The organism is Microcoleus sp. MON2_D5, assembly GCF_036701905.1.
Classification (GTDB): Bacteria; Cyanobacteriota; Cyanobacteriia; order Cyanobacteriales; family Microcoleaceae; genus Microcoleus.
Map to the genome: position 1 here is coordinate 59819 of NZ_JAUBRM010000030.1, position 16792 is coordinate 76610.

Consider the following 16792-nt stretch of genomic DNA (forward strand, 5'->3'; position numbering starts at 1 on the left):
TAGGAATATACCGTTAACCGTCAACACTCAACAGTTAACCGTCAACCGTCAACAGCTAAATACATCTTAACCAAACATCAAATCATGCCTGAAAAAGTTAAAAAAACCGACGCAGAATGGCAACAAAAACTCACGCCAGAACAATTCAAAGTCGCCCGAAAAAAGGGAACAGAAAGAGCTTTTAGCGGCGAGTACCACGACAACAAAAAGCCCGGAATTTATAATTGCATTTGCTGCGGTACGGAGCTATTTAAATCAGAAACAAAGTTCGATTCCGGTACCGGTTGGCCGAGTTTCTACGCTCCAGTTAGCGAAGAAAATGTCAAGTGCGAGTCGGATAACACCTTGTTCATGCGCCGAACAGAGGTACTGTGCGCTGTTTGCGACGCTCATCTCGGTCACGTATTTAACGACGGGCCCAAACCTACCGGTCAGCGTTACTGCATGAATTCTGCTGCTCTTAATTTCGTTCCCAAGGATTAAATTTAGTCAACCGTTCTCAGTCAAGTGTTCTGGAACAGGCTTTTGGGTCTGTTCTGGGTAATTGATGTTCAAAATGCACCCGTACTGCTATCTTATGGTGAAGGCAAAAAGAGTAAAAAAATAGTGGCGGCATGGGGATGGTTTATCAGCGAGTTTTGCTGAAGCTCAGCGGTGAAGCGCTTATGGGCAGCTTGGGCTACGGCATCGATCCGGTAGTCGTTCAGTCGATCGCCCAAGAAGTGGCCAAAGTCGTGTCCCAAGGGATTCAAATCGCGATTGTTGTCGGTGGCGGCAACATTTTTCGCGGGGTGAAAGCGGCTTCGGCAGGGATGGATCGGGCAACGGCTGATTATGTGGGCATGATTGCTACGGTGATGAATGCTATCACTTTGCAGGATGCCCTTGAACAAGCAGGAGTGCCAACGAGGGTGCAATCGGCGATCGCCATGCAAGAAGTAGCTGAACCCTACATCCGGCGGCGGGCGATTCGCCACCTAGAAAAAAAACGAGTAGTGATTTTTGGTGCCGGTTCTGGCAACCCTTTTTTTACTACTGATACTACAGCCGCTTTGCGGGCGGCTGAAATTGATGCAGAGGTGATTTTTAAAGCTACTAAGGTAGATGGGGTGTACGATTCCGACCCCCACCTCAACCCCAACGCGCGCAGGTATCAAACCCTCACCTATGCCCACGTCTTGAATCAAGATTTGCGGGTGATGGACAGTACGGCGATCGCCCTTTGCAAAGAAAATAATATTCCTATTATGGTATTTGACCTCTCGGTGTCGGGCAACATCTACCGAGCTGTAATGGGAGAATCTATTGGAACTCTTGTCGGAGGTTTTTGTGAAGTTAGCTGACGCAGAAGATCATATGCAAAAGGCAGTTGAGGCTACTCAACGGTCTTTTAATACTATTCGGACGGGACGGGCCAACGCCTCCCTCCTCGATCGAGTCATGGTAGACTACTACGGCTCTCCAACTCCGATCAAATCCCTTGCCAACATCGGCACCCCGGATGCGACTACGATCACCATTCAACCGTTCGATCGCACAGCGCTCAACTCGATCGAAAAAGCAATTTCCCTGTCCGATGTAGGACTCGTTCCCAACAACGACGGTTCAGTTATTCGCTTGAACATTCCGCAGCTGACGAGCGACAGACGCCAAGAATTTGTCAAAATGGCCGGGAAGTTTGCTGAAGAAGGTAAAGTTGCAATTCGCAATATCCGCCGCGATGCCGTTGACTCGATTCGCAAGCAGGAAAAAAGCAGCGATATCTCTAAAGATGAATCCCGGGACTTGCAAGATAAAATTCAAAAGCTGACGGACAAGTACATTGGCAGAATAGAAGAAGTTCTGGCAGCGAAAGAGAAAGATATCACGACTGTTTAGGGAATCGGAAATTGGGCAGGGGGAATAGGAATAGTTTTGAGATTGCCGAGATACGGCCGCGAACAACGAGCAGACGCTTAATGATTTGTTAGTTGTGAGTTAAAAACTCAAGATTTAACACTCATTAACTTACCAATTCCTCCTGCCCCATGACCAATCACCCATTACCAGTTACCCATTACCCAAAATGTTTGATTGCATTATGGTAGGTGCAGGCCCGGCAAGCAGCACAGCAGCTTATCACCTGGCCAAGCAGGGACGTTCTGTTTTGGTAGCAGAAAAAGCATCTTTGCCCCGTAATAAGCCTTGTAGCGGCGTTTCTGGGGCGATCGCCCAATGGCTCGATTTTGACCTGACGCCAGCTATTTCGATGAAAGCTAACAAAATTACCTACACATGGAAAATGGAAGATCTGGTGCAGGTTCAGATAAATTCCCCAATGTGGATGGTACAGCGAGATGTATTTGACGAATTTTTAATTAAACAAGCTCAAAAAACTGGTGCGGAAGTTAGACACTCTACAGAAGTTAAAGGAATTGAGTTTAAAAATTATCTTTGGGAAGTTAAAACAAACTCAGAACCTGTTTCTGGCCGCTATTTGATTGGTGCTGGCGGTGCCGGCGGGCCGATGACTAAGAGGCTGGGATTAAAAGAACCAACACTCGGTTTGAGCGCAAGTTTAGAAACTCGCTCAATCAAGGGCGATTCCGTCAATTTCGATTTTGGTACTATAAAAAAAGGTTTTATCTGGAGCTTTCCCAAAGCTGACGGTTACTCTTGGAGTATTGCTGCGATGCGTGGCGACAAGCCAAAAGATATCAAAAAAATGTTGGCAGAGTACGCACCTAAGTGCGGGGCGGATGTTAGTGTCAGCAACGTGCGGGAACACCCCAGGAGTTTGTGGGATGGCGATCGCAAATTGCACTCGCCAAATTCCCTGCTCGCAGGAGACGCAGCCAGTCTCGCCGACCCCCTGTCAGGTGAGGGAATTCGTCCTGCCATTTTTAGCGGCTTTAAGGCCGCTAAAGCGAGCGATCGAGCTCTTGGAGATGCCGACGACGCTAAGGAGCCGTACACTGAATCGATCGCCCAAGAATGGGGCCCTGATATGGTTTGGATCGGCCGCTTAGTCAGGGCCTTCTATCAGTTTACAGGAGCTGTTTATAGAGCGGGCCTCCAATTTCCGAGGACTACTAAGTTGATGAGCAAAATTTTGTGTGGCGAACTGCTTTATGCCGATATCGCTAACCGCGCTTTTCAAAAGCTGATGCCGTTTTAGAATGAAGGAAGGGGGAATAATAAATATTCTTAAATCCCCATTGCTCATTCTTGATTTCAAATTCTTACTCGTTAATTTAAAAATAGGAATTACGCACTATTCCTCAGAAAGCCTGTTGATTCCTAGATTTTGCGTTCCCCAACCCGATTTTTTCCAAGAAACTGGGTTCAAAAGCGTAAATGCTATTTTAAATAAAGTCGATGCGAGGATTTTTTAATACAAGCCGCGTGCTGCTTATAGAATAAACCTCAAATAGCCCGGGAGGCAAAAAAAAGTGGTTTGACACGTTACTCTAACGCGGTAAGGCGCTTCAGCGACACCCTGAATAATTACATTCTACCTAAATCCTGTAAAATATAAAATCTCAAATCTAATGATAATTTATTTTTATAAAGTAGAGGAGCCTTACGGCTGCTTTTCTAATTTTTCACTACACGACATTAGCCTGCACGGTCAATATTGGTTGACTGTGGAACATTACTATCAAGCCCAGAAATTTGTCAGCGCTGATGAAAGATTAGTGGCGGCGATTCGAGCTGTAGCAACTCCCCAGGAAGCCGCCAAATTAGGTCGCGATCCGAACCACCGGATTCGCGCTGATTGGGAAGCGGTGAAGATTCCTATTATGCGCGAAGCAGTTTTAACTAAGTTTCTCACTCATACAGACATTCAAGCTATTCTCCTCGCCACAGGAGATCGAGTGATTGTCGAGGATTCGCCAACGGATTACTACTGGGGGTGTGGCTGCGATCGCACCGGTCAAAATCATTTGGGTAAAATTCTGATGAGCGTGCGCCAAGAAATTAGTCACCGCCTTGCGCGCTGATAGAAACTCAAATTCTTTCGTTAATTATCATTATATGAAGTTCTACAACAAATGTCAAGTTATCCTAACAATGAATAATTTTCATAGTAAGAGTTAAAGATTGCGAGAAATTTATAAGAGCCTTAAAATAATAATTATTATTTGCTTAACTCGCTCTGCCTGTTGAAGGCAAGGATTAAACCGGTGCGATCGCAGATTTTCCTGACGCCAGTGCGCCAGAGGCGATACACCGTCGCCTCTCAACAGTGCGCTACCCATTAATTGTACAGATCGGTTGACTCAAAAACTCAGGGTGAGGCATTTGAGTTTGCTCGCGACCACAGCACCTCAAAACTTCTTATTATCATTGTATTAAGTACAAAAGGAGATTTATGCAACTCAGAGAAAATACGCAAGAATTACATTATAAACTAGATAGAGAAGTTTTGATACGGCGGATAACAGAACGCATTCGCCAATCTCTAGAATTAGAAGATATTTTAAACAGTACGGTAGCAGAAGTGCGGTCTTTTTTGAAAACAGATCGCATTATGATTTACAGGTTTAGTGCTGACGGAAGTGGAGAAGTTGTTGCTGAGTCAATTAATAACAACCATCTCCCTTCCTTGAAAGGGCTGCACTTTCCAGCAGAGGACATTCCCGCGAGCGCCAGGGAGATGTATGTCACTTTGCGCCAGCGGACAATAATAGATGTTAACTCAGGGACGATCGTCCTGAGTCCCCTCGATGCAGCAGACACCGGTCAACCTTTAGTAAAGGAGGAGATGCACTACCGAGCGCTCGATCCTTGCCACACCGCTTACCTGATGGCAATGGGAGTGCAATTTTCCTTAGTCGTGCCGATTTTGCACCGCAGGATCGCGTCGCCAAACAGCAAAACAGATATCTGCGAGGCGGCAACGTGTCTGACTCGATACGAGCCAGGAAATAATCAAAAAATTCACATCGAACTGTGGGGACTTTTAGTGTCTCACCACTCTGCGCCCCTCAATATTTCACCAGCAGATTTAGAAGTAGTTCAGCTCGTATCAGATCAATTGTCTAGCGCTATAGCCCACGCGCTTCTCCTCCAGCAAACCCGCTCTCAAGCTGCCCGCGAAGCTACCGTGAGCCGCATAGCAGCCCTGTTGTACGGTCACGTCAACATTCAACTGCAACAGGGTTTAGAAGCCACCGTCACCGCTTTGGGCGGCAGCGGTGGCAGACTCTATCTCAACCAGCCGAAAATCAACGGTGAAAAGTTATCCAGTCCAAAGATTGAAGGAGAATTGGCAATTGCCCCGGCCCACCGCGATGCTACCTTTGAACTGTTCACCACAGGAGAACAACCGACACTTCCCAACTGGGAAAAAGTTAAGGCGATCGAAGCTCATCCCCTCTGGCAGGAATGGCTAACCAAAGGATTCAAAAATACCGAAGAAATTCCCAAATTATCAATTTTTACTAATTCTCAATTTCCCGTTTTGATAATTACCGACTTATACAAAGAACCTCTATTTAGAGTTTTAGTTCCCGGTTTCCAATCTACTAAAATTCGGGGTTTGCTGGTAATTCCTCTCCACTACAAACAACAAGTAGTCGGCTGTTTGACCATTTTTCGCAATGCAATAGATACCGAAAAAATGTGGGCGGGGCGCTTTGACAGCAACGCTGCACAAACCCTTCCCAGACAATCCTTTGAACTCTGGCGAGAAATAAAAAAAGGTCAGTCGCCCGAGTGGAAGTACGAGGAAATCGAGCAAGCTTTAGCTATAGGCCGCCAATTTTGTTCGGCAATTGGGCAGTACGTTCTTTATAAAGAAGTGCAGACCCTGAATGCCAACTTGGAGCGCCAAGTTCAAGAACGCACCGCCCAATTGCAACAATCCTTGGACTTTGCCAAAGTATTGACGCGAGTTAGAGACCAGATTCGCAGCACCTTAGATTTAAAAATCATACTGCAAACTATTGTGCGAGAAGTCAGAGTTTTGTTGGATACCGATCGCACGGTAATCTACCAATTTGCAGCAGACAAACAGGGCGAGGTAGTTGTCGAAGCTGTTTGCGGCCAGTGGCGGTCAATTTTAGGTATCACATCTCCACAAGAATGCTTTCCCGAAGGCTCAGACTGCTTTTATCGAGCCGGACGGGTGCGAGCAATTAATGATATTTATACTGAGGATTTAACACCCTGCCACCGCGAATTTTTGGAAGAGTTGCAGGTGAGAGGAAGTTTAATTGTACCCATGAGAGGCAAAGATTCCCAATTGTGGGGGTTGTTGATTGCCCATGAGTGTTCGGGGCCGAGAGTTTGGCAAACAGCAGAACAGGAATTAGTGCAACATTTAGCGGCTCAAGCTGCGATCGCCATTCACCAAGCAGAACTTTATCAAGAAAGTCTCAATGCAGCAACTGCCGAGCGATTAAAAGCCGAACAGCTAGCTAAAACAGTCACAGAACTGCACAATACCCAAGCCCAACTGATTCAAACCGAAAAAATGTCCAGTCTCGGACAACTCCTGGCCGGAGTCGCGCACGAAATCAATAACCCCGTTAACTTTATCTACGGCAATCTGTCCCACGCCAGCGAATACACCAAAGATTTGCTCTGCTTGGTGGAACTCTACCGCCAGCACTACCCCAATCCCAACCCAGAAATTAGCGAGTGTTCCGAAGCAATCGACATCGAATTTCTTGCCGAAGATTTGCCAAAAATTTTGGGTTCCATGACAGTCGGAGTTGAGCGCATCCGCCAGTTAGTTGTATCTTTGCGTAATTTTTCCAGGAGCGATCAAGCCGAGAAAAAAGCCGTTGACATTCACGAGGGCATCGACAGTACCCTGTTGATTTTGCAGCACCGGATCAAAGCCAATTCCGATCACAACACCGTAGAAATAATTAAAGAATACGGCAATTTGCCCTTAGTAGAATGCTATGCCAGCTCGCTCAATCAGGTATTTATGAATCTGATCGGTAATGCCCTTGACGCCCTAGAAATGGGAAAAAAAGAGCGAGTTATGAATTTTCCCTTTAAAGCGGCAAGTGCAGGGGCGACACATTTAAGCTCCCAAATACTGCCTATCGAGTCAGGAGATATAAATGCCACCACCGAGTGTTTGATTCCTGATTTCCCATCTCCTTGCATTCGGATTCGCACTGAATTAATCGATGAAAAAACGGTAGGAATTTGCATTGCCGACAATGGTCACGGCATCCCACAAGAGTTAATCTCTCACATATTTAATCCGTTTTTTACTACTAAACCCGTAGGTCGGGGCACGGGTTTAGGACTGTCTATCAGTTACCAAATTGTAGTTGAGAAACACCAAGGCGTACTTAAGTGTGTTTCTGTACCCGGTCATGGTACAGAGTTCTGGATCGAGATTCCCCTGAATTAGGTAACCGTCAAGGCAAGATTAGCTTCACCAGCACAGAACCGATCGAGCCCAGAAGACTCATAAAGTTGCCACCGCCGCCCGTGCGGGGTTCCGTAGGCTTTTGACGTGCAACAATGGCTTCGGCTAACTGCTTTGACAAATCCTGACCTTGGGGATTTCCTTGAGCTGCAAAGAGTTGGTTTGCTCGATCGGCGTCTTGAGTCGCGCCGGCGAAGTCTCCCAAGTCAGCGCGAGACATACTGCGCGCAAAATAAACGGCTGCTAAATCCGATTTCAGATTCAGGGCTTGATTGTAATAATCAATGGCGTTTCTGTAGTTTCCTGCTTGAGCTTCCAGCACTCCCAACCGGTAGAAGTCTTCAGCGGTGCCGATATTGGTTGGCATTCCTCTAGCTCCGAGCAGTTGCGCGTTATTTAAATTAGCGCCTTGCAAATTGGCGTCGCTGAGATAGGCACTTCTCAAGTCAGCACCGCTGAGGTTAGCTCCGCTGAGGTTTGCCCCTGTCAGGTTGACGCCAAACAGGCTAGTGCCGCTGAGGTTGGCACCGCTGAGGTCAGCCCCGGTGAGGTTGGCTCGACTGAGGTTAGCCAACCTCAAGTCAGCACCTTTGAGATTGGCTCCTGTTAAATTGGCTAAAACCAAGCCTGCACTGCTGAGGTCGCAGTTGGGGCACTGTCGGGTGGCTAGTAATTGTTGCGTGTGTTGGATGTTCTCGGCGGGTGCAGGAGCGATCGGGGCGATCGCGCTCAGCAGCGTTGCCGCAGCGAGGATTCTGAGTTTCATTTTGACCGTCCAAAATCCAAAATATTAAATCTAAAATAGCTTTTATCCAAGCAATTGAAAATCACCATAACACAAGTTCACCCAACAAATCTTTTGACTCGCCGTATGTAGGAGTTCTGCGCGCGATCAGCACCCTACATTGAAGTTCTCGACCTTACCTTAGTGTCAAATAAAGATTTCGCTGCCAATAAATTAGGGTAATGAATTACTCATTACCCTTTAGCCGCTGTTCTCGGCAACCATAAAAATTAACAAATAAATTAGTCGTGAATCGTGCCGTCGGGCATCGTTGTACCCTTAAGATATACTCCGCTCAGGTTAACTTTTGTAAGGTTTGCTCCCAACAGGTTTGCTCCGCTTAAGTCTGACGCACTTAAAATCGCTTCAGTCAAGTCTGCCCTAATTAGACTCGCCCCCATTAAGTCGGCTCCGCTAAGGTCTACTTTGCTCAAGTTTGCGCCAATTAAATCGCATTCTGTCAGCACCGCCCTACGCAAGTTTACCCCGTAAAGATTTACTCCGTGCAAGTCTGCACGGCTGAGTGTGGCCCGAGATATGTTGGCTCCAATTAAAGTTGCTTGGATGAGGTTCGCTCCGCTCAAGTCTGCTTTGCTGAGGTTCGCTCCCATCAACTCAGCTCGATTCAGGTTAGCTTCAACTAAAAGTGCTTCTGTGAGGTCGGCTCCACCTAAGTCTGCTCTCCTCAAATCAATTTTGCACAAATTGGCTTTGCCAAAGTTGACTCTGTTGAGTTTCGCTTTGCTGAGATTGGCTCCAATCAGGTCGGCTTCATACAGATTGGCTCCAATCAATTCTGCTTCGTAGAGGTAGACCTCGTGCAGGTAGACCCCGCTAAAATTTCTTTCTCCTATTGCGTATAGCTTGAGCAGTTCGTCAACGTTCATTGTGGCTTCTCTACACCTTTTAAATGAAGAATACTGTCAGCAAGCTGGTTGCACCGGATGTTCTGCTATTTTAGATTCTGAAAGATTCACACCCAGCCTGAAACTTCCCTCAATCTGCAAGGTTTGAGTATAAATTAGAGGGTTTGGTGAGGGTGAAGGACAAAGCTGCATTCTCTTTTCCCTTTGTTTAAAAATTAATATTTAAAAATTTTAACAACAAGTTTGCTCGCACTTCGTAACTAAATCCCAAAGATTCTACGTGGAAACTCCGATCGAACCCATAACTTTTTGTGGCTAGTTGAGCTTACTGAGTAAGACTGTGACCAAGATCACAGACCCATGTTAGTAGGATCACATAGAACCCCCCCTTTCGATCACAGCAGGCGGGCAAAAATAGCCGATACTTATACTGTAATGCTGGAAAATTGACAATGCCACCCTCGCCGTGTTTTACTCAATTGGCAATAAAGTCAGTAGTTTCACAGATACTTGCCCGCGGCAAGAAAGTCGGTGGCAACGTCACTCGGCGCTACCCGCTCTGACCGATGAGAGTGCTGATATCTAAGGATTTTTCGCACAGCGAAAGCCAAAAATGCACTTCGGGGACTAGGGGAATGTCTGTATAAAAATGCGATCGCTGGTGTACATTCGCCTGTTTGGTAGCACCTAATGACTAAAAATCGCCCGTACGTTCGCAAAAAATACCAATAAATACCAGGAAAACCATGATAGATGTTTAACAATAAGAGAATAAATGGTATTCCTTAAGGGTCACCTATTGCCGCTCATGTTACAGTCGATCGGTTAACGGCTATCAGTATTAGCAATGACGCTTGTCCATCAAATACAAAACTGACCCAGAAACCGGGTTTTTACTAAAAAAAATCGTTGCAACCTTGCTCCAGGTTAAAATAATCCGGTTTCTGAGCGTCTGAGTGCCTCCAGGAAGGAAAAAGTTTAATGAGAACGATCGCTTTTGTATAGCTTCAGGGCAAACAAAAGGTCAGCATTTAGGATAGGAGCAGCTTTTGCTCCATTGTCAAACAAAGGTACTGTAGAACGCGAATTGTGAGGTAATTGATATGGCTGGAGTATGTAAACTTAGCATCACAGAGACAACTGAAGAACTAAAAAACCTGTTAACTGAACAAAAAACAGCAAGCGGCTTTCAAAAAATTCAAGCACTTTACCTGTTCAAAATTTGTCACGTTAAGACAGTTAAAGAATTGGCAATGACGATCGGGGTCAACCGAATTACAGTGCAGCGGTGGCTGAGAAAGTACCGCTCTGACGGACTCGAAGGACTCCTCGAAACAAAGCACAGCGGCGGCCGTAAGCCCGCCATTCCTCCTTTGGCCCGCGCTAGTTTGGCAATGCGCCTCAGCAACCCCCAGGAAGGCTTTAAAAGCTATGGAGAGATTCAAGAGTGGTTGCAGCAGGAATACAGCATTGAAGCTTCCTATAAAGCGGTTTACGCAACAGTCAGATACCACCTAAAAGCCAAGCTGACGAAAGTCTAGACATTTCATACCATGTCGGATTAATCACTGGTCATCTAATTGTTTGCAGTCAGCCTTTGAAGATTTTGAGGAGTTGCGTCATCACGACCAACCTGACTAATTCTTTTTTAACAAAACTCGCTCTCATAAATTGCGAAGCATATATAGCCAGCCTAAATCATTTGTGAATTTCTTACTCCCTCCCCTTGATAAGGGGAGGGTTGGGGTGGGGTCAAAAATTTACGACTCCTGCAAGGATTGCTATACAGCGTATCCCTGGTTTATGAAGCAGCTTTAGACACGGCCGTGCCCCGTGTCTCTACGGGGATTGATCGAGCGGCTGGTCTACTTCATAAACCTGCACTCTGCTGTAAATTAGATGTTGCGGCGATTGGGGTGAGGGCGAGAAGATTTGACGCTTTTCCCCTGTTTGTGAAAGATGCTTAAAAAAGGGGCCAGAAATCATAACTTGCAAGTTTTCTCTAATTTGCAGGTTTTGTTATATGGATTTGAAATACTCTCGATCCGTCGATGCGTGGAGATTCTAATTCATGGTTCATCGAAGTCCACTTGTTATCTCAGGGTGCATCGTCACGAGTAGAGGGGGTCTTCTCCCCATGCTTTCCCTCTTTCGAGGCGGATTCCTCTTGTCCAGAGGTACTGTTTTGCGGCTCCAAGCGGTGCCGCAGTTTCTTCGTTAAAAAAATATTTGGAAATGATGTTAGACATCAAGCACAAATCATTGTTTGCGATCGCTCTCATCTGTTGAGTAAAAAAATGCACAACTATTGCATCATTTTTTAGCAAACTTTTTGTGGGAGATAGAGAAACTCAAGCAGAGGCAAATCTTACTGTTATTAAAAGCGCTCAAAGGTAGGTCAATTATTTGACCTGATTTTAAGTCTTCTCCGCTGTACCCAATAAGCGTCAAACACGAATCCAAGGGAGATGGTTTGTTCGGCTAGAAGCAGCCAATGACCCTGAATACCCATAAGACCGGCGCAAGTAATATTCCCTAGCATCAGCCAGAAATATCCATGAGGCTTGTCTTTGGAAAGCAGATAAGTTCCCATTAGGAATCCAGAAGCCATTCCTAGTTCCAGCACCTGACTGAGACTTGTGAGGCCTCCGAAGTCATACAAGCTCAATCCCAGACCGATTGCTAAGGCTAGTTTTGCAAAATGGTCAAGCCATAGGGGTGCGTGCCCTTGACCCCTCCGCGCGTTAATCAGCCCAACCAGCATAGCCGGAGCGCCCCCAGTTTCGATAGCTGCGGCTATCCAGTTGCGTCCCGATACCAGGACTATGACCCATGCTGGTACACCAATGAGATAGAATGCCCAGGCCCAAAAACGCGATTTTTGCTTGCCTTGACTGTTTTTACTGCGTTCCGCCCTTGAGAAAAAAACTTTGTTGAGAAGATAAAATAATCCTCCCCATATTTGAAGAAGTAAGTTGAGCACAGGTTACACTTTGATAGAAGATATAGCCATCTTAAATGAGTCGTAAATTTTTGACCCCACCCCAACCCTCCCCTTATCAAGGGGAGGGAGTAAGAAATTCACAAATGATTTAGGATGGCTATAGTCGATAAAATATTCCCAACAACATTAGGCTTAAAACTTAATGTCCTTTGGAAAAGGAACAGCTCGTTATGCCAATTATAACTCGTAGCTTTCTAAACACTTAAAACCCTCCACAAAGTATTGGTAGTGCTACACAAGTAATGATAGATTGTAGTGATGAATGAAATACCAGATGGCACCAAAGTGATTCTCCAACGATTTTAAAAAGGACAAGGTTTTTCGGACTAGCCGAGACACCCGTTGCCTCAATGTATTGTTGAATCGCTCTTCGGTAGCTGGTTTTGCTGTCGGACATCGGGCGTGGAACGGCTCCATACGCTGCCTAGAAATTGGCGATAGACCGGAGGCAACGATTCCCACAATTTGCGGGCTGCTGCTTTATCTCGTGCGCCAATGTAAACGCCCACAATCTCACTCTTTGTCTGCATCAAGCGCCAACGGAACCCACTGCTTGTTGTCTTTGTTTTCTACCAATGACCATAACTCATCGCATTGAAACGCTCACGCCTCCCATTTTTTTGGGTGTTAGCTGCACGCTTCGGGCCACCTTGGCATATTTCTCGTTTTTAGTGCGGGGCTTTCAACCCAAATTTTCGGTAAAAATTGGCAGCGGCTAAGGCAAAAACCGATCCAAAGCCGCTTTCAACTCTTCGATTTCCGTATCGATATTGCCTTCTTTAGCGGCTCTGCCAATACACTCAGTTAAATGTTCATCAAGAATGATTCTCGCTACGCGATCGAGGGCGCCTCGAACCGCAGCAACTTGCACGAGAACTTCGGGACAGGGACGGTTTTCTTGGACCATTGTTTTAATGCCGCGGACGTGCCCTTCAATCCGAGACAAGCGATTTACCAGCCGCCGCATCGATTCTTCATCGTGATGGTGAGGGTGGGCTGATTGATCGTCGTGATGGTGGTGCGAATTTGAGGGCAAGGATTTGTCAGTAGAAGTATCAGATATAATCATTGGGGTTACGAGGGAAATTTTTAAAAGTTTGAATTCAGAAGATTTTCGAGTAGGTTTTAACTGGTAGCTTGCACCGCGCTCGATCGGCTTTTTAAGGGTGGGTTAGAAGAGTCCTGCCCGCAAGAAAATTGAGTTTTTGTGGAACAGCCCGAAAGCCTGTGCTTGCAAATGGTGCAAAATGTGGATTTCAATATGTGCGGACATTTGTACTATATCACTGTTGGCAGGGACTCGCCGCCAGCATTGCTTGTCCTGGGCTTTGCTGAACCAGTCCGTTCAGAAGTGCGAGCGAACGACTTTACCTCATCCTAGTTTCTACGGTTCGAGAGCGACGCAGAAACCCGGTTTCTGGCCTCGTCGTTCGTTTTCCAAACTTGACCGCTTACTTTTTCTGATAAATGGCTTGGCCTGCGGTTTGCTGAAGTATTTTGGTCATCGCTCGATCCTTGTTCAGGCAAATAATCCATGTTTGGTTAGGCAAAGCTAGTTCAGTCATAAGTTTCTTTAGCAAGTTGGGTTCTGCCTCTTCTGATTCGATGAATCCGCGACGACGTATAATCCCTAAAACGTAGAAGGGCTTTTCAGGGAAGTATTGCAGGGTTTTGCGTACCATATAGGCTTCCTTGACTTGAGGGTAGCGCGAGAGTTGTTCGACGAGCTTTGCTTGAGCCGATGCACTCAGATCGTGAGACTCGAAGCGATCGCCGACGGATATACTAGAACGCTCTTGCTGCGCTAGACTGATTTCTTCATCATCATCATCAGTAGGAACTGCATTTGGTTCTCCACTCCTCGGCAGGTTTTGAGTCACTGCCTCGTGGAATTTATTGTACTGGCTAAGAGAAAGCACACCCTGGGCGACTTGCTTCAGTTTCGGGTTGCCGTTGAGATCCTTAGAAATAGAACTTACAGTCAAGATCGGATCGCTGAACTTACAGCAAGGACAGCGTTGCAGGTAAACTTCCAAATTAGCAGGATGGATTCCTTGTAAGGGGTCGAGCAATTTTCCAGCTTCACCGAATCGATCGTTTTGAAGCAGATTCAAGAAGTTTTCAGAGCATTGGGAATTGACAATGCCAATATGTTGCGGGTGTTTATACCACTGGTCGCCGTTTTCGCAGAAAGGGTTTTTAGCAGTAGAGTAGGCGAGCACTGCGATCGTAATATCGATTATCGCCAACTCAATCAGCCAGTAAATCCAAGTACCCGTCTCACCCAAATTGGTGGTTTCGGTAGCGTCTAAGGGGCCGATACTTACTCCTTGCTGGGCATTGTGCTTTAAATATCCCACAAAACCTTTAGAGCCTGTTTTTTCTTGCAGGAAGGTATCGATAATATTGTTGGATTGGTTGCCACTTGCCCCCTCCAGTTCTTTTGTTATTTGCTCGGAAACCGACTGCTTAAACTGCCAGTATCCTGCGCCCTGCAGCGATCCATACATGAGCAGTCCAGTTAGTATCCCAAAAAGGGTGGCGATCGCCGGATTTCTTACCTTTCCTTGGCGGATTGCTACAACCATTACTTTACCCCCTGCAAATCCCATGGCAAAGGGAAACACAACAATCAGGTAAGCTACTGATAACGAGATCAGATGTGTAAGTCCGCCAATAGCAAGACCACCCATTACCGAGGATAGCAACAGCCATTTAAGCCCGGTACTGGTCACTTTGTTGCTGGGCTGATAAGGTTTCATAGTTTTTGCCTATTTCAAATTGATGGTCAAGTAGAAACATGAACCTCAAGAACAACTAAAATTTAATACCAACTTAGCTTGAAATTTAAAGATACAATCTATTCTAACTCTTACTTGATCCATTATCTGTTAGCCCCGGCATTATTGTCGTGACAGAACGTATAGGTAATATCAAGTCCGATCGAGCGCTTATAATTATCCACGAGTGCGAGCGTCCCCAAGAGCGAGCGGGACGCTCGCACTCAAATAATAACTGATTAACCGGACATGAGATCAGCGATTGATAATAAAATATAATAGCTATTTGAAAGTCTTGCTCTACATGACTTGTAGACCAGATTGACGTACTTTACCCAACTTATTAGCTTAGAATGGTGAGTTTCGCTTTGCTCAACCCAACCTACGTTTGATTATTAAAATATGTTTAGGAGCTTGCGAGCGATCGACTATTCAATCCGCGTGAGACCACCTGCACCCAATTAACTCAGCTTGACCAAGAGTGACGCTATGAGACTGTTCAAATTTTTTCGCCCCGCACCCCGAATCGCAGTTCGCCTGTTAACCCTAATTTTAGGAATGACGATCGCCCTGAGTGCCCTGGGTATCAATGCTGCACCCGCTGCCGCCGCTGAGGGCACAAATCCGCCCAACTTACAGTTCCCGAGTTCCCCCGCCACCCCCCCGAATCCGCAACAGTTAGCGCTGCGGGGCGGGGAACTCCTGGCGGATACGGCCAGTTTTGTAACGGCGGCAGTCGATCGAGTCGGGCCGGCAGTTGTCCGCATTGATACCGAGCGTACTGTCAGTCGCAACATCGATCCCTTAATGGAAGACCCCTTCTTCCGCAGATTTTTGGGAGAAGATTTGCGCAGCATGACCCCCAGACAAGAACGGTTGCGCGGTCAAGGTTCCGGCTTCATTATTGACAAAAGCGGCATTGTTTTAACCAACGCTCACGTAGTTGACAAAGCCGATCGAGTGACTGTCACCTTAAACGACGGCAGGACATTTCCAGGAGAAGTGCAAGGTACTGACGAAGTAACAGATTTGGCTGTTGTCAAAATTAATACCAAGGAATTAAACCTGCCGACGGCCACCTTGGGAGATTCCGACGCGGTGAAAGTGGGAGATTGGGCGATCGCTGTGGGCAACCCCCTGGGATTTGACAACACCGTCACCTTGGGCATTATCAGCACCCTCAAACGCTCCAGTGCAGCCGTCGGCATTCCCGACAAGCGGCTTGATTTCATTCAAACCGACGCCGCCATCAATCCCGGCAATTCCGGCGGCCCGCTGTTAAACAGCAGAGGAGAAGTGATTGGCATCAACACGGCAATTCGAGCCGACGCAATGGGTATTGGCTTTGCGATTCCGATCGACAAAGCCAAGGCCATCTACGCGCAGTTAGCCAAGGGAGAACAAGTCAGCCATCCGTTTTTGGGGATTCAGATGATTGCTTTGACTCCTGAAATGGCCAGAGAGAATAATTCTGACCCCAATGCTCCTTTAATTGTGCCGGAAGTCCAAGGGGTGTTAGTGATGCGAGTTGTGCCAAATACGCCTGCTGAGGCAGCAGGGGTTCGCAAGGGGGATGTCATCGTTCAAATTGACGGTGAGGCAGTGACTGAACCCGAACAGTTGCAAAATTTGGTGGAAAACAGCAAAATCGGTCAAATTCTGCAACTGAAGGTGCGCCGCGGTGCCCAGATTAAAGAAGTTCCGGTTCAAACTGCTCAACTGAGGGATTTTTAACTAGAAGGGGAAGGGGGGAAATCGTTAAAACCCCCTCCTCGACTCGATCGGGCTGCTGGGCATAAAAATTGTTCACAAATGAAATAGGATTGCTATCATATAGCAATCCTATATGAATTGTGAAAAGGCATCAAATCTTTTCAAGTTAGGAAAATTGAAAAGATTATATTTCAATACGGTTCAGTTAAGGCTCAAATAGTGGTAAATTAGGTATGGTGTCCAAAAATGGAGAGCAAGTAAGGTGCA

General features: G+C 46.4%; 14 protein-coding genes and 1 pseudogene. 9 read left to right on the top strand and 6 right to left on the bottom strand.

Annotation, left to right across the window (positions count from 1 at the left end; all coding sequences use genetic code 11):
• Positions 1–84 precede the first annotated feature (84 nt).
• From msrB to QUA47_RS13205, 6 genes are all read left to right on the top strand, one after another.
• Entirely contained in the window at positions 85–483 is a 399-nt protein-coding gene (msrB, locus tag QUA47_RS13180; RefSeq protein ID WP_333431068.1) for a peptide-methionine (R)-S-oxide reductase MsrB, read from the top strand.
• A gap of 131 nt (positions 484–614) precedes the next feature.
• Positions 615–1343, top strand: coding sequence for a UMP kinase (gene pyrH, locus QUA47_RS13185; RefSeq protein WP_071884014.1), 729 nt, complete (start codon positions 615–617; stop codon positions 1341–1343).
• Positions 1330–1878, top strand: coding sequence for a ribosome recycling factor (gene frr, locus QUA47_RS13190; protein ID WP_333431069.1), 549 nt, complete (start codon positions 1330–1332; stop codon positions 1876–1878). The genes pyrH and frr overlap by 14 nt, the downstream gene beginning before the upstream one ends.
• A 187-nt stretch (positions 1879–2065) precedes the next feature.
• Positions 2066–3157 carry a geranylgeranyl reductase family protein gene (locus QUA47_RS13195; protein WP_333431070.1) on the top strand — a complete coding sequence of 364 codons (1092 nt, stop codon included), beginning with the start codon at positions 2066–2068 and terminating at the stop codon, positions 3155–3157.
• Positions 3158–3530: 373 nt separating this feature from the next.
• Entirely contained in the window at positions 3531–3983 is a 453-nt protein-coding gene (locus tag QUA47_RS13200) for an NADAR domain-containing protein (RefSeq protein ID WP_333431071.1), read from the top strand.
• Positions 3984–4354: 371 nt separating this feature from the next.
• Positions 4355–7360 (top strand): GAF domain-containing protein, encoded by a 3006-nt coding sequence (locus QUA47_RS13205; protein ID WP_333431072.1) that lies wholly within the window; start codon positions 4355–4357, stop codon positions 7358–7360.
• Positions 7361–7367: 7 nt separating this feature from the next.
• On the opposite strand, the gene QUA47_RS13210 is transcribed toward QUA47_RS13205, so the two are convergent.
• Positions 7368–8144 carry a pentapeptide repeat-containing protein gene (locus tag QUA47_RS13210; RefSeq protein ID WP_333431073.1) on the bottom strand — a complete coding sequence of 259 codons (777 nt, stop codon included), beginning with the start codon at positions 8142–8144 and terminating at the stop codon, positions 7368–7370.
• Between the two features lie 260 nt (positions 8145–8404).
• Positions 8405–9049 carry a pentapeptide repeat-containing protein gene (locus QUA47_RS13215; protein ID WP_333431074.1) on the bottom strand — a complete coding sequence of 215 codons (645 nt, stop codon included), beginning with the start codon at positions 9047–9049 and terminating at the stop codon, positions 8405–8407.
• Between the two features lie 1082 nt (positions 9050–10131).
• Between QUA47_RS13215 and QUA47_RS13220 the strand changes: the two genes are divergently transcribed.
• On the top strand, positions 10132–10569 hold the full coding sequence (locus QUA47_RS13220) for a helix-turn-helix domain-containing protein (RefSeq protein ID WP_333216224.1): 438 nt from the start codon (positions 10132–10134) through the stop codon (positions 10567–10569).
• 857 nt (positions 10570–11426) lie between these two features.
• On the opposite strand, the gene QUA47_RS13225 is transcribed toward QUA47_RS13220, so the two are convergent.
• The 3 genes and pseudogenes from QUA47_RS13225 to QUA47_RS13230 form a co-directional block, all read right to left on the bottom strand.
• Positions 11427–12011, bottom strand: coding sequence for a hypothetical protein (locus QUA47_RS13225; protein ID WP_333431075.1), 585 nt, complete (start codon positions 12009–12011; stop codon positions 11427–11429).
• Positions 12012–12263: 252 nt separating this feature from the next.
• A pseudogene (locus tag QUA47_RS30990) lies at positions 12264–12401 on the bottom strand (IS1 family transposase); the annotation flags it as partial.
• A gap of 346 nt (positions 12402–12747) precedes the next feature.
• Positions 12748–13101, bottom strand: a complete 354-nt coding sequence (locus QUA47_RS13230) for a metal-sensitive transcriptional regulator (protein WP_333431076.1) — start codon at positions 13099–13101, stop codon at positions 12748–12750.
• Positions 13102–13239: 138 nt separating this feature from the next.
• On the opposite strand from QUA47_RS13230, the gene QUA47_RS13235 reads away from it, so the two are divergent.
• The gene (locus QUA47_RS13235) at positions 13240–13413 is read left to right on the top strand and encodes a hypothetical protein (RefSeq protein WP_333431077.1); all 174 of its coding nucleotides are present in this window, start codon (positions 13240–13242) and stop codon (positions 13411–13413) included.
• A gap of 70 nt (positions 13414–13483) precedes the next feature.
• On the opposite strand, the gene QUA47_RS13240 is transcribed toward QUA47_RS13235, so the two are convergent.
• On the bottom strand, positions 13484–14794 hold the full coding sequence (locus QUA47_RS13240; protein WP_333431078.1) for a hypothetical protein: 1311 nt from the start codon (positions 14792–14794) through the stop codon (positions 13484–13486).
• A 507-nt stretch (positions 14795–15301) separates the two neighbouring features.
• Between QUA47_RS13240 and QUA47_RS13245 the strand changes: the two genes are divergently transcribed.
• Positions 15302–16546, top strand: a complete 1245-nt coding sequence (locus QUA47_RS13245) for an HhoA/HhoB/HtrA family serine endopeptidase (protein ID WP_333431079.1) — start codon at positions 15302–15304, stop codon at positions 16544–16546.
• Positions 16547–16792: the final 246 nt, after the last annotated feature.

Coding starts and splice junctions, on each gene's coding strand:
- msrB (WP_333431068.1), top strand. CDS start 85: ATGCCTGAAAAAGTTAAAAAAACCGACGCAGAATGGCAACAAAAACTC.
- pyrH (WP_071884014.1), top strand. CDS start 615: ATGGGGATGGTTTATCAGCGAGTTTTGCTGAAGCTCAGCGGTGAAGCG.
- QUA47_RS13195 (WP_333431070.1), top strand. CDS start 2,066: ATGTTTGATTGCATTATGGTAGGTGCAGGCCCGGCAAGCAGCACAGCA.
- QUA47_RS13200 (WP_333431071.1), top strand. CDS start 3,531: ATGATAATTTATTTTTATAAAGTAGAGGAGCCTTACGGCTGCTTTTCT.
- QUA47_RS13205 (WP_333431072.1), top strand. CDS start 4,355: ATGCAACTCAGAGAAAATACGCAAGAATTACATTATAAACTAGATAGA.
- QUA47_RS13210 (WP_333431073.1), bottom strand. CDS start 8,144: ATGAAACTCAGAATCCTCGCTGCGGCAACGCTGCTGAGCGCGATCGCC.
- QUA47_RS13215 (WP_333431074.1), bottom strand. CDS start 9,049: ATGAACGTTGACGAACTGCTCAAGCTATACGCAATAGGAGAAAGAAAT.
- QUA47_RS13220 (WP_333216224.1), top strand. CDS start 10,132: ATGGCTGGAGTATGTAAACTTAGCATCACAGAGACAACTGAAGAACTA.
- QUA47_RS13230 (WP_333431076.1), bottom strand. CDS start 13,101: ATGATTATATCTGATACTTCTACTGACAAATCCTTGCCCTCAAATTCG.
- QUA47_RS13240 (WP_333431078.1), bottom strand. CDS start 14,794: ATGAAACCTTATCAGCCCAGCAACAAAGTGACCAGTACCGGGCTTAAA.
- QUA47_RS13245 (WP_333431079.1), top strand. CDS start 15,302: ATGAGACTGTTCAAATTTTTTCGCCCCGCACCCCGAATCGCAGTTCGC.